Below are 12,964 nucleotides of genomic sequence, written 5' to 3' on the forward strand. Positions count from 1 at the left end.
CTTCTAAAAAAAACATGTAGATTAGTCTACGTGTTTTTTTAAAAATGTCGAATAATGGAAATTTTATATATAAATGATATAATAAAAATATATTCTTATTTAAAGTTAATAATAAAAATAATAATAAAAGTGTTGATAAATTTAATGCAATATTATATACTACTATTAGTAGCTGGTACTAATTACAGCTATAAAAACTTGGAGGTAATATGAAAAAGAAAAGCAAAGCCCAAAGACAAAAAGAACTTGTTGAAATGCTACAGGCTGACCCTTTTTATACGGATGAAGAATTAGCAGCGTTATTTGAAGTTAGTATTCAGACTATACGATTAGATAGAATGAGTCTAAATATACCGGAATTAAGAGAAAGAGTTAAGACAATAGCTGAATCGGAAAGTTCAAAAGTTAAAACTTTAGGAATTAAAGAGATTACAGGTGAAATAATTGACTTATCTGTAGGGCAACTAGGAATATCTATGTTAGAAGTTACAGAAGACATGCTTTACTCTAAAACTAATACTTTAAAAGACACATATATATTCTCTCTAGCAGACTCATTAGCAATGGCCATAATAGATGCGCCAAAAGTTATTATGAGGTTTGCAAATGTAAAATGCTTGAAATTAATAGAACAAAAGGATAGGCTTATAGCGAAGGCTGAAATTTATAAAAAAGCTGATAAAAAGCACTATGTAAAAGTTATTGTTAATAATAAAGCACAAGAACAAATATTTAGAGGGAAATTCATATTTGAAGAATTAGACTAGGAGGAAAAGTTATGAAAATAGTAATAGATGGAATGGGTGGAGATAATGCACCTAAATCTAATGTAGAGGGCGTAGTTAATGCTATAAAAGAATACAATGTTGATCTAATAATAACTGGAGATAAAGAAATATTAGAAAAGGAATTTTCTAATTATGAATTTGATAGAAGTAAGTTAGAAATAGTTCATACTACCGAAATTATAGAAAATGAAGATAAGCCAGTAAAGGCTATTAGAGCGAAAAAAGACTCTTCTATGGTTGTTGCACTTAAAATGGTTAAAGAAGGCAAGGCAGACGCAATTATATCGGCAGGAAGCACAGGAGCACTTCTTGCAGGTGGTTTATTTGTAGTAGGGAGAATAAAAGGTATAGATAGACCTTGTTTATGCCCTGCACTACCAAATGCAAAAAGAGGAATGACAATAATAGCAGATGGTGGAGCAAATGTAGATTGTAAGCCTAGAAACTTAGTTGACTTTGCAGCAATGAGCAACATATATGCTAAAAAAGTTTTAGGGATGGATAATCCTAAGGTAGCATTAGCTAATGTAGGTTCAGAAGAAGGAAAAGGAAATGACTTAGTAAAGAAAGCTTATGAAGAGCTTAAAAATATAGATATAAACTTTATTGGAAATGTAGAGGCAAGAGATGTTATAAATGCTTATACAGACATAATAGTTTGTGATGGATTTACAGGAAACATATTACTAAAATCAGCAGAAGGTGTAGCGATGTCTGTTATGAAGCTTATAAAGGAAACCTTATTAAGTAGCACTAAAGGAAAAATAGGAGCTATGTTTATAAAAGATGACCTTAAAAAATTAAAAAGCTTTATGGACTATTCAGAGTATGGAGGTGCACCACTACTTGGAGTTAATGGTGGAGTTATAAAGGCTCATGGAAGTTCAAATTCAACAGCTATAAAAAATGCTATAAACCAAGGAATAAAATTTGCTAAAGGAAATGTTGTTGAAGATATAAAAGAGTTTATAAAAGATATGGAAGATAAACAAATGGAATAATAAAATAAACTCATCTTGGAGGTTTAAATTAAATATGAACAAAAAAGCTGGTATTTTAGGAGTTGGAAGTTATGTTCCAGAAACTATTATTGACAACTTCTATTTTGAAAAGATAATGGATACATCGGACGAATGGATAAAAACAAGAACTGGAATAAGTGAAAGAAGACATGCAAGCGAAAATGAAGCAACTTCAGACTTATCTACAAAAGCAGCACTAAAGGCAATTGAATGTGCAAATTTAACTCCTAAGGATATAGACTTAATAATTGTAGCGACTGCAACTCCTGATATGATTTTTCCTTCAACTGCATGTTTAGTACAAGAAAATATAGGAGCAAGTAATGCAGCTGCATTTGATATATCAGTAGCATGCTCAGGGTTCTTATATGGAATGACTATAGCTAAGCAATTTGTTGACACTAAAATGTATAAAAATGTTTTAGTAATAGGTGCTGAAACTCTTTCTAGATTTTTAGATTATAGTGATAGAACTACATCTATATTATTTGGGGATGGAGCAGGAGCTGTAGTAATAGGAAATGTTGAGTGTGGAGGAATATTATCTACGTATCTAGGATCTGATGGAAGCGGAGCAGACGCCTTAAATATACCAGCTGGAGGTTCAAAACTTCCAGCAGCTCAAGACACTATAGATAATAAATTACACAGTATAAAAATGGCTGGAAACAGCGTTTATAAGTTTGCAGTGAGAATAATGGGAGAAGCATCCCTGAAGGCTCTTGAAATGGCAAATTTAACTACTGAAGATATAGATTGCCTTATACCGCATCAGGCAAACACTAGAATAATAGATGCATCTGCTAAAAAATTAAAATTAGATAAAGATAAAGTTTTTGTGAATTTAGATAAATATGGAAATATGTCTGCTGCATCAGTTCCTGTAGCAATGGATGAAGCTTATAGACAAGGTAAAATAAAAAAAGGTGATAATGTTGTTTTAGTAGGCTTCGGTGGTGGTTTAACTTGGGGAGCTTCAGTAATTAATTGGAGTATACAAGGAGGAAATAATGAATAAAGTTTGTGAGTTATTAAATATAGAATATCCTATAATTCAAGGTGGGATGGCTTGGGTTGCAGATGCTTATTTAGCAAGTGCAGTTTCAAATGCAGGAGGCTTAGGACTTATAGCAGGAGGTAATGCTCCTAAAGAAGTTATAAAAGAAGAAATACGTAAATGTAGAGAGTTAACTGATAAACCATTTGGGGTTAATGTTATGTTACTATCTCCGTTTGTAGATGAAATAATAGAATTGATAATAGAAGAAAAAGTACCTGTAATAACTACAGGAGCAGGAAATCCTGCAAAATATATAGATTCGTTAAAAGAAATAGGAACAAAGATAATACCTGTAGTTCCAAGTATAGCACTTGCTCAAAGAATGGAAAAACTAGGAGCAGATGCTGTAATAGTAGAAGGAACAGAAGCTGGTGGTCATATAGGAGAGTTAACTACAATGGTATTGACTCCTCAAGTTGCAGACTCTGTTAAAATACCTGTAATAGCAGCTGGAGGAATAGCTGATGGAAGAGGTATTGCTGCGGCTTTTGCACTAGGAGCTAGTGGAGTACAGGTTGGAACTAGATTTATATGCAGTGATGAATGTAGTGTACATGAAAATTATAAAAATATGGTATTAAAGTCAAGAGATAGAGATGCTATTGTAACAGGTAGAAGTACAGGACATCCAGTCAGAGCTCTAAAAAATAAGTTAGCTAAAGAAATTTTAAATATGGAAAAACAAGGTGTTGATTCACAAGAGATAGATAAAAAAGGTATAGGTTCTTTAAGGGTAGCTACAAAAGAAGGCGATGTACATAATGGTTCTTTTATGGCAGGTCAAATAGCATCCATAATAAAAGATGTAAGGCCTTGTAAAGAAATTATTGATAGTATGGTTAACGAGGCAAGAAATATTATGCCAAACATCAATCTATAAACTAGGAGGTAAGCTATGGGAAAAATAGCATTAGTATTTCCAGGTCAAGGTGCTCAGTATGTAGGAATGGCAAAAGATATATATGAAAAAAATAGCAAAGCTAAAAGTATAATAGATGATGCTTGTAGTGTTCTTGATATGGATTTAAAAAATATTATGTTTGAAGGTAGTGATGAAGAACTATCAAAAACAGAAAATACTCAGCCTGCAATAGTAGCTCACAGTATAGCTGTTTTAGAAGCTATAAAAGAAGAAGTAGATTTAAATTATGATGCGTGCTTAGGATTATCTTTAGGAGAATATAGTGCATTAGTTGCAGCCGATGCTATTGACTTTAAAGATGCCGTATCTTTGGTTAAAAAAAGAGGAAGATATATGCAAGACACAGTTCCAAAGGGGCAAGGTGCTATGGCTGCAATACTTGGCTTAGATAGAAGTAAGGTAGAAGATGTTATAAAGAGTATAGATAATGGAATTGTTGAAGTTGCAAATTATAACTCTCCAGGCCAAATAGTTATATCAGGAGAATTTGATAAAATAGATGAGGCTATTGTAAGGTTTAAGGAAAATGGTGCAAAAAGAGCAGTTAAGCTAAATGTTAGTGGACCATTCCATTCATCAATGTTAAAAGAAGCTGGAAAAAAATTATCTAAAGAATTAGATAAAGTTAATATTATGAAACCTAAAGTATCTGTACTTTCTAATGTAAATGCAGATTACTATGAAGATGAAGGTAAGGATTTACTTATAAAGCAAGTTAGTTCTTCAGTACTTTGGGAAGATTCAATAGAAAAATTATTAGATGAAGGTTATGATACTTTCATAGAAATAGGGCCAGGAAAAACATTAAAAGCTTTCATAAAAAAAATATCTTCTAGTAAGGGCGCTAATGTAAACATTTATAATGTAGATGGTGTAGAATCTTTAAATGAATTTATACAAATTTGCAGGAATGGAGAGATATAATGATAAATTTAAAAGGGCAAGTGGCTATAGTTACTGGGGGCTCAAGAGGTATAGGAAAAGAAGTTGCTAAAAAATTAGCTACATTTGGAGCTGATTTATTAATAAACTATACTTCGAAAGAAGAAGAAGCCCTAAAAACTAAAGAAGAAATAGAAGCTTTAGGAGTGAAGTGTATAACAGCTAAGTGTGATGTTTCTAAATCTGAAGAAGTTAATGGCATGGTAGAGAAGGCTATAAAGGAATTTGGGCAAGTAGATATATTAGTCAATAATGCTGGTATAACTAAAGATGGATTACTTATGAGAATGAAAGAAGATGATTTTGATAAGGTTATAGAAATAAATTTAAAAGGTGTATTTAACTGTACTAAAGCAGTTACTAAGCCTATGATGAAAAGAAAGTATGGAAAAATAATAAATATGGCTTCTGTAGTAGGAGTTATAGGAAATGCTGGTCAAGCAAATTACTGCGCTTCAAAAGCTGGTGTAATAGGTTTTACTAAATCAACGGCTAGAGAATTAGCATCAAGAAATATAAATATAAATGCAGTGGCACCAGGATTTATAGATACAGATATGACAAAAATACTAAGTGATGATTTAAAACAAAATATGTTAAATAACATTCCTAAAAATACATTTGGAAAGCCTGAAGATGTTGCTAATGTTGTAGCATTTTTAGCTAGTGATATGTCAAATTATGTTACTGGCCAAGTTATAAATGTAGATGGTGGAATGGTAATGCAATAATAGATAAAATTTATAAACAAGTTTTAAAGTTAAATAATTGAAAATTTCAAAAATAAAATTAATTTAAATTTCAGGAGGAAAAAATATGTTTAATAAGGTTGTAGAAATAATAAGAGAGCAATTAAGTGTTGAGGATAAAGAAATAACTATGGAAACTTCTTTAATGAAGGATTTAGAAGCAGATTCATTAGATGCAGTAGAAATAATAATGGCACTTGAAGATGAATTTGATGTTGAAATACCAGATACAGAAGCAGAAAAATTCCAATCTATAGGAGATATAGTTAAATTTATAGAAGCTAATAAATAGTTGGAGGTATTCTCTATGAAAAAGAGAGTTGTAATAACAGGTCTTGGATGTATTACACCTGTAGGAAATGGAAAAGAAACATTTTGGAATAATATAAAATCTGGAGTATGTGGAATTGATACAGTAACTAGATTTGATGCTAGTACTTTTCAAACACAAGTTGCAGGTGAAGTTAAAGATTTCAATGGAGAAGAATATATAAATAAAAAAGAACTTAGAAGATTAGATAGATTTACTCAGTTTGCCATAGCATCTGCAAAAATGGCAGTAGAAGATTCAAAGCTTGATTTAGATAAAGTAGAAAGAAATCGTATGGGAGTTATAATAGGTTCTGGTATAGGTGGAGTTGAAACTATAGAAGAACAACATAAGATTCTTTTAAATAAAGGTAATAAAAGAGTAAGTCCATTCTTTGTTCCTATGATGATAGGAAATATGGCAGCAGGTCAAGTTTCTATATACTTAGGAGCTAAAGGGCCAAATACTAACGTATGTACAGCATGTGCATCAGGAACTCACTCAATAGGAGATGCTTTTAAGCTTATTCAAAGAGGGGATGCTGATATTATGGTAGCTGGAGGAAGTGAAGCGCCAGTAACAGCTCTTGCATTTTCAGGGTTCTGTAATATGAAGGCTATGTCTACTAGAAACGATGACCCTAAAACTTCATCAAGACCATTTGACAAAGACAGAGATGGATTTGTAATGGGTGAAGGTGCAGGAATACTTATACTAGAAGAATTAGATCATGCTATAAAAAGAAACGCTAAAATATACGCAGAAGTTGTTGGGTATGGATTAACAGCAGATGCTTATCATATGACTACACCAGCAGAAGGTGGAGAAGGAGCAACTCGTGCTATGCAAATGGCGTTACAAGATGGAAATGTTCCATTAGATGAAGTTGATTATATAAATGCTCATGGTACGTCAACTCCTTACAACGATAGACTTGAAACTCAAGCTATAAAAAATATATTCAAAGATAAGTCATATGATATATGTGTTTCATCAACAAAATCTATGACGGGACATCTATTAGGAGCAGCAGGAGCAGTTGAGGCTGTTATATGTGCAATGAGTATAAATGATAGTTTTGTACCTCCTACGATAAACGTTCAAAATGTAGATGAAGAACTTGATTTAGATTATGTATTAGACAAAGGAAGAGAAAAAGAAGTTAGATATGCAATGTCAAACTCTCTAGGATTTGGTGGGCATAATGCAACTTTAGTATTTAAAAAATATTAAGCTTATAAAAAGTCGTACTGTATAATATCAGTACGACTTTTTAAATACTATGGACATAATATAAAAAATAATATAAACTTTAATTTATAAAAAAGCCTTTTATAAATTATTGTAAATGACGGCTTTTTTGAAGCACATATACGAAAATTATACTTATTAATAAATTTAAAATGAATATAATTTCCTATTACTATAAAAATATTTAGGAGAAAATATATGAATATTATTGATATAGCTAAACTTGCAGGTGTATCTAAATCCACTGTATCAAGATTTTTAAATAATGGATATGTAAGTGAAGAAAATAGAAGTAAAATTCAAACGGTTATTGATGAGACAGGATTTATTCCATCAAGTCATGCAAAAACTTTAAGAACTAAAAAAACAAATTTAATAGGTGTTATACTGCCTAAAATAAGTTCTGAAACTATAGGTAAAGTAGTTAGTGGTATAAGTGAAGAAACTTCTAATAGTGGATATAATATAATACTTGGAAATACAGATTTAAATATAGAAAAAGAAATAGAGTATTTACAGATATTTAAAAATAAAAATGTTGATGGAGTAATATTTGTAGCAACAATAATTACTAAAAAGCATTTAGATATCATAAAGGATATGAAGATACCTATTGTTATAGTAGGTCAAAATGTAGATGGATATCCATGTGTATATCATAGTGATTATGAATCAGCATATGATATGACAAAATATTTAATTAAAAAAGGTCATAGAAAAATTTCATACATAGGTGTAACTAAAGATGATATATCAGCAGGGTTAAATAGAGAATTAGGATATAAAGATTGTTTAAAAAATAATAATTTAAAAATAAATAAAAATCTAATAAAAATTGGGGAGTTTTCTCAAGAATCAGGATATAAAAATGCAAAAGAATTAATTGAAAATAATAAAGGTATAGATGCTATATTTTGTGCAACGTATAACATCGCATTAGGAGCTATGGAATACTTAAAAGAAAATAATATAAATATCCCATATGATATAAGTGTATGTTCAATAGGTGATTCTAAAATTTCAAATATAATATCTCCAAGACTCACAACTATTAACTACCACTATGAACAAAGTGGAGTAGAAAGTGCTAAAATGATTTTAGATATGATAAGTGCTAAAAATAACATAAATAATATTAAGTTAGGCTATGAACTTAAAATCAGAGAAAGTGTTAAATTATAAAAATAGTCTATATAAATAGATGAGGTAAAAACTTTATTAATTTATATAGACTATTTTTATGTTAAAGTATTTTTTATAACATAAGAAAATGTTTACAAATTATAAAAAAAAATATATAATTTAATAAAAAAGGGAACGGTTTCATACAGAACGTATGGGAACGATACCTTAAAAAATGAAAGCATAATAAAGTATATAAAGGAGAAAGCGTATGAATTATAAAAATGTAGCAAAAGAAATTTTAAGTAACATAGGCAATAATAGCAATATAGACTCAGCAGCTCATTGTGCTACAAGGCTACGTATAGTTTTAAAAAATGAAGAATTAATTGATAAATCAGCAATACAAAATATTGAAGGAGTAAAAGGTGTATTTATAACAGCAGGTCAACTTCAAATAATATTTGGTACTGGTATTGTGAATAAGGTTTATGAAGAATTTTCAAAAATTGCAGATATAAAAATTTCTACTAAAGATGAAGTAAAAAAAGCAGCAATTAAAAAATCAAATCCATTTCAAAGGTTAATAAGAACTTTAGGAGATATATTTGTACCTATATTACCAGCTATAGTTTCATGTGGTTTAATGATGGGGCTTACAGAAGCTTTAAGTTTTATATCAGCAAATGGATATGTAAATATAGATATGAATAATTCATTCTTTGTAATGCTAAAGTTATTTAGTAACGCAGCATATGTATTTTTACCAATCCTTATAGGGTATAGTTCAGCTAAGGTATTTGGTGGAAACGTATACTTAGGTGCGGTAATTGCAATGATTATGATTCATCCAGATTTGCAAAATGCTTGGACTGTTGCAACAGAAGGTTATAAATCTACGTTAAGTGTATGGGGTGGATTATATGAGATTCCATTAGTTGGATATCAAGGTCATGTAATCCCTATAATGATAGCAGTTTACTTAATGAGTTTTATAGAAAATAAACTTCATAAAATTGTTCCGGCAATGTTAGATTTATTCTTAACTCCATTATTAACAGTCTTTATAACGGGATATTTAACATTAACAATAATAGGACCTATATTTGTAGGTCTGGAAAATACTTTAATAGATGGAGTTCAGAAACTAATACAAATACCTTATGGAATAGGCGGATTCTTAATGGGTGGTATATATAGTACTACAGTTGTCGGTGGAATACATCATATGTACACAATAATAGACTTTGGTCAAATATCACAATTTGGAATGACATATTTTTTACCAATAGCATCTGCTGCAAATATAGCGCAAGGTGGAGCTGCACTTGCAGTTGCACTTAAATCAAAAAATAAAAATACAAAAGCATTAGCTCTTCCGGCGGGTATAAGTGCTCTTTTAGGTATAACAGAACCAGCGATATTTGGTGTTAACTTAAGATTTGTTAAACCATTTATAGCAGCTTCTATTGGTGCAGCTGTAGCAGCCTTATATGCTGCAATTGTTGGTCTTGGAGCTACAGGAACAGGGGTAACAGGAATATTTGGAATACTTCTTACTCTACATGCTCCACTACAATATATAATAATGTTTGCTATAGCGCTTGGAGTTTCATTTGGATTAACAATGATATTAGGTATTAAAGAAGATTAGTTTTATAAATTTAGATTACAATAATTCGCTAGTTACTTATATTTAAGATGAAATTAAAATATAGGTAACCTGGCGAATTTTTAAAAATACAAGGAGATAGAGGATGAGTATTTTAAAAAGAGAATTTTCTAAGCTTATAGATATGTATAAAGAAGTAGAAAAAGATAAGGTAAATGATGATGAATTTAGATTGAAATATCACTTAATGCCACCAATTGGTTGGTTAAATGATCCTAATGGATTATGTCAATTCAATGGAGAGTACCATATTTTCTATCAATATTCACCATTTGATGCTAAGGGTGGATTAAAATTCTGGGGGCAATATAAATCAAAGGATTTGATTAATTGGAATGATATGGGGGCTCAAGTTTACCCAGATAACTTAAATGATTGTCACGGTGTTTATTCAGGTTCTGCTTTTGTTGAAAATAATCAAATGTATTTTTATTACACGGGAAATGTTAAAGAAGTTGGAGATTTTGATTATATAAATAAAGGTAGGCAACATAATACAATAATGTTTAAAAGTAATGATGGAATAAACTTTACTAATAAAAAGTTAATATTTAAAAATATTGATTACCCTGAAAATATGACATGTCATGTTAGAGATCCTAAAGTATTTAAAAAAGACAATAATTACTATATGGTATTAGGTGCAAGAGATAAAAACGACAAAGGATGCGTACTTTTATATAAAAGCTCAAATCTTGAAGATTGGAGTTTTATAAATATAATAACTAGTGATGAAAAATTTGGATATATGTGGGAATGTCCAGATATGTTTGAACTAACTGACAAAGTTAGTAAAAATACAAAAACAATTTTATGCATATCTCCACAAGGAATAGAAAAAAACGGGTATAAGTACAATAATATATATCAAAGTGGATATTTCTTAGGAAATATGAATTTAAATGATGGAAAATATGATTTTAAAGAATTTACAGAATTAGATAGAGGATTTGATTTTTATGCACCACAAACATTTTTAGATGAAAAAAACAGAAATATACTAATTGGATGGATGGGGTTACCTGATATAGATGATGATTATTATACAAATCCTACAGTTGAATTAGGATGGCAACATGCACTTACAATTCCTAGAGTACTAGAGCTTGTAGATAATAAGATATACCAAAAGCCAATTGAAGAATTAAAAGAGTTGAGAAAAAATCAAATAACGAAAAGATTAAATAATATTAGTATATATGATGAGTTAAAAGCTGAAGTTTTCGAATTAGATATAGAGTTTAATAATGCAGTAAATAACTTTGAATTAGAGCTAAAGGAAGATTGTAAAATAACATTCAATAAATATAAGAAATTGATAAAATTAACTTTAGGAAATAGTGGTTATGGTAGAGGATGTAGAGCTGTGGATTTAAATGAATTAAGTCGATTACAAATTTTTAGTGATACATCATCTCTTGAAATATTTGTAAATGGTGGAGAAGAAGTATTTACAACACGTGTTTATCCAAAAAATAATAAAGATAAAATAGTGTTAAAAGGAAACTTAGATAATGCAAAAATAAATTTATATGAACTTGGAGAATATAGATATGTATAAAATAATTACTATAGGAGAGGCATTAATAGATTTTATACCCAATAAAAAGGGTTGTATGCTTAAAGAAGTAGATGGGTTTGAGAGGGTTGCAGGAGGTGCACCTGCAAATGTAGCAGCAGCTATAGCTAAGCTATCGGGTGATGCTTATTTTATATCTCAACTTGGAAATGATTCATTTGGAGACCATATAATAGATATTTTAAACGATGCAAATGTAAATACAGAATATTTACTTAGAACTAACAAAGCAAATACAGGGCTTGCATTTGTATCATTAAAAGAAGATGGAAATAGGGATTTTTCATTCTATAGAAATCCAAGTGCAGATATGTTACTTAGTAAAGATGAAATAAAAGAAAGTTGGTTTGAAGATTGTAAAATTCTACATTTTTGTTCAGTAGATTTAGTAGAGTCACCTATGAAATATGCTCATAAAAAAGCTATAGAATATGCAGTTAAAAATAATGCTATTATAAGTTTTGATCCTAATGTAAGGTTACCACTTTGGAACAACCCACAAGATTGTAAAGATGTAATAAAAGAATTTTTACCACTTTCAAATATATTAAAAATATCTGATGAGGAATTAGAATTTATAACAGGTATAAAAGATGAAAAATTAGCCTTAGAAAGCCTGTTTGTTGGAAATATAAAGATAATAATATACACAAAAGGACCAGAAGGTGCGTGTTTTATCACTAAAAAGGATAATATAATGAAAGTTGTTGAAAAAGAAGGAATTAATGTTAATGCTATAGATACAACAGGTGCTGGAGATTCTTTTATAGGATCATTTTTATATCAATTAGGTGAAAATAATATTGAATTAGATGAAATAGAAAATATAAGTGACGAAAAAATAAAAGATATGTTATTATTTAGTAATAAGTATGCAGCAGACACTACAACTAAAAAAGGGGCTATTGCTGCTATGTGTACTATCGAAGAATTTAAAAATATTAAACTAGCATAAAGAGGAGAATAAGATTATGGGATTTTTTGATATGTTTAAAAAATCAAAGCAAGAAGATATAGCATCAGTAAAAAACAAAGGAATCGTATCGCCTACTAATGGGGAAATATTAGATATATCTGTAGTACCAGATGAAGTTTTTTCACAAAAAATGATGGGAGATGGATTTGCTGTAAAATCTAGTGATGGAAATATAGTATCTCCTATAAATGGAAGTGTTGAAATGGTATTTGAAACCAAGCATGCTATAGGTTTAAAAAGTAATGATGGAATGGAAATGTTAATTCATCTTGGAATAGATACTGTAAATTTAAAAGGTGAAGGTTTTACAACTTTTGTAAAAGCTGGAGATAAAGTAAAAGCTGGAGATAAATTAATACAAATGGATGTTGATTTTATAAAAAATAATGCTAAGTCAGATATAAGTCCAGTTATATTTACTAACTTAAAGGAAAATGAATCAATTAAAGTAGTTACAGGTAAAGTTAGTGTCTTAGAAGAAAATAGAATAGAAATATGCAAGTAATATAAGATAAAAAATACCTCTTAAAGATGAAATATTCTCTAAGGGGTATTTTTTATTTTATTTTTG

General features: G+C 29.7%; 13 protein-coding genes. All 13 read left to right on the forward strand.

Annotated elements, in window-relative coordinates; genetic code table 11:
* Window positions 1-209 precede the first annotated feature (209 nt).
* The 13 genes from fapR to BN899_RS01300 all read left to right on the forward strand — a co-directional run bounded on the left by fapR (window position 210) and on the right by BN899_RS01300 (window position 12,898).
* On the forward strand, window positions 210-767 hold the full coding sequence (fapR, locus tag BN899_RS01240; protein WP_042271817.1) for a transcription factor FapR: 558 nt from the start codon (window positions 210-212) through the stop codon (window positions 765-767).
* Between the two features lie 11 nt (window positions 768-778).
* On the forward strand, window positions 779-1,789 hold the full coding sequence (plsX, locus tag BN899_RS01245) for a phosphate acyltransferase PlsX (protein WP_042271819.1): 1,011 nt from the start codon (window positions 779-781) through the stop codon (window positions 1,787-1,789).
* Window positions 1,790-1,823: 34 nt separating this feature from the next.
* Window positions 1,824-2,828 carry a beta-ketoacyl-ACP synthase III gene (locus BN899_RS01250; protein ID WP_042271821.1) on the forward strand — a complete coding sequence of 335 codons (1,005 nt, stop codon included), beginning with the start codon at window positions 1,824-1,826 and terminating at the stop codon, window positions 2,826-2,828.
* Window positions 2,821-3,750, forward strand: coding sequence for an enoyl-[acyl-carrier-protein] reductase FabK (gene fabK, locus BN899_RS01255; RefSeq protein ID WP_042271823.1), 930 nt, complete (start codon window positions 2,821-2,823; stop codon window positions 3,748-3,750). Before BN899_RS01250 ends, fabK begins: the two co-directional genes overlap by 8 nt.
* 15 nt (window positions 3,751-3,765) lie before the next feature.
* The gene (fabD, locus tag BN899_RS01260) at window positions 3,766-4,716 is read left to right on the forward strand and encodes an ACP S-malonyltransferase (protein ID WP_042271825.1); all 951 of its coding nucleotides are present in this window, start codon (window positions 3,766-3,768) and stop codon (window positions 4,714-4,716) included.
* On the forward strand, window positions 4,716-5,465 hold the full coding sequence (gene fabG / locus BN899_RS01265; RefSeq protein WP_042271827.1) for a 3-oxoacyl-[acyl-carrier-protein] reductase: 750 nt from the start codon (window positions 4,716-4,718) through the stop codon (window positions 5,463-5,465). Before fabD ends, fabG begins: the two co-directional genes overlap by 1 nt.
* An 85-nt stretch (window positions 5,466-5,550) precedes the next feature.
* Window positions 5,551-5,775 carry an acyl carrier protein gene (gene acpP / locus BN899_RS01270; protein WP_042271830.1) on the forward strand — a complete coding sequence of 75 codons (225 nt, stop codon included), beginning with the start codon at window positions 5,551-5,553 and terminating at the stop codon, window positions 5,773-5,775.
* A gap of 15 nt (window positions 5,776-5,790) precedes the next feature.
* A complete protein-coding gene (fabF, locus tag BN899_RS01275; protein ID WP_042271833.1) occupies window positions 5,791-7,026 on the forward strand; it encodes a beta-ketoacyl-ACP synthase II in 1,236 nt (411 codons plus the stop codon).
* A gap of 216 nt (window positions 7,027-7,242) precedes the next feature.
* Entirely contained in the window at window positions 7,243-8,226 is a 984-nt protein-coding gene (locus tag BN899_RS01280) for a LacI family DNA-binding transcriptional regulator (RefSeq protein ID WP_042271836.1), read from the forward strand.
* A 211-nt stretch (window positions 8,227-8,437) separates the two neighbouring features.
* Window positions 8,438-9,820 (forward strand): PTS transporter subunit EIIC, encoded by a 1,383-nt coding sequence (locus BN899_RS01285; RefSeq protein WP_052356486.1) that lies wholly within the window; start codon window positions 8,438-8,440, stop codon window positions 9,818-9,820.
* A 103-nt stretch (window positions 9,821-9,923) separates the two neighbouring features.
* Entirely contained in the window at window positions 9,924-11,399 is a 1,476-nt protein-coding gene (locus BN899_RS01290) for a glycoside hydrolase family 32 protein (protein WP_042271839.1), read from the forward strand.
* Entirely contained in the window at window positions 11,392-12,372 is a 981-nt protein-coding gene (locus tag BN899_RS01295) for a carbohydrate kinase family protein (protein ID WP_042271842.1), read from the forward strand. Before BN899_RS01290 ends, BN899_RS01295 begins: the two co-directional genes overlap by 8 nt.
* Before the next feature lie 16 nt (window positions 12,373-12,388).
* Window positions 12,389-12,898: a PTS sugar transporter subunit IIA gene (locus tag BN899_RS01300; protein ID WP_081712125.1), complete on the forward strand. Its 510-nt coding sequence runs from the start codon at window positions 12,389-12,391 to the stop codon at window positions 12,896-12,898.
* Window positions 12,899-12,964 lie beyond the last annotated feature (66 nt).

Origin of the sequence: Faecalimicrobium dakarense (assembly GCF_000499525.1) — a bacterium.
Classification (GTDB): Bacteria; Bacillota; Clostridia; order Peptostreptococcales; family Peptostreptococcaceae; genus Faecalimicrobium; species Faecalimicrobium dakarense.

Coding starts and splice junctions, on each gene's coding strand:
- fabK (WP_042271823.1), top strand. CDS start 2,821: ATGAATAAAGTTTGTGAGTTATTAAATATAGAATATCCTATAATTCAA.
- BN899_RS01280 (WP_042271836.1), top strand. CDS start 7,243: ATGAATATTATTGATATAGCTAAACTTGCAGGTGTATCTAAATCCACT.
- BN899_RS01295 (WP_042271842.1), top strand. CDS start 11,392: ATGTATAAAATAATTACTATAGGAGAGGCATTAATAGATTTTATACCC.
- fabD (WP_042271825.1), top strand. CDS start 3,766: ATGGGAAAAATAGCATTAGTATTTCCAGGTCAAGGTGCTCAGTATGTA.
- BN899_RS01250 (WP_042271821.1), top strand. CDS start 1,824: ATGAACAAAAAAGCTGGTATTTTAGGAGTTGGAAGTTATGTTCCAGAA.
- plsX (WP_042271819.1), top strand. CDS start 779: ATGAAAATAGTAATAGATGGAATGGGTGGAGATAATGCACCTAAATCT.
- BN899_RS01285 (WP_052356486.1), top strand. CDS start 8,438: ATGAATTATAAAAATGTAGCAAAAGAAATTTTAAGTAACATAGGCAAT.
- fapR (WP_042271817.1), top strand. CDS start 210: ATGAAAAAGAAAAGCAAAGCCCAAAGACAAAAAGAACTTGTTGAAATG.
- BN899_RS01300 (WP_081712125.1), top strand. CDS start 12,389: ATGGGATTTTTTGATATGTTTAAAAAATCAAAGCAAGAAGATATAGCA.
- fabF (WP_042271833.1), top strand. CDS start 5,791: ATGAAAAAGAGAGTTGTAATAACAGGTCTTGGATGTATTACACCTGTA.
- fabG (WP_042271827.1), top strand. CDS start 4,716: ATGATAAATTTAAAAGGGCAAGTGGCTATAGTTACTGGGGGCTCAAGA.
- BN899_RS01290 (WP_042271839.1), top strand. CDS start 9,924: ATGAGTATTTTAAAAAGAGAATTTTCTAAGCTTATAGATATGTATAAA.
- acpP (WP_042271830.1), top strand. CDS start 5,551: ATGTTTAATAAGGTTGTAGAAATAATAAGAGAGCAATTAAGTGTTGAG.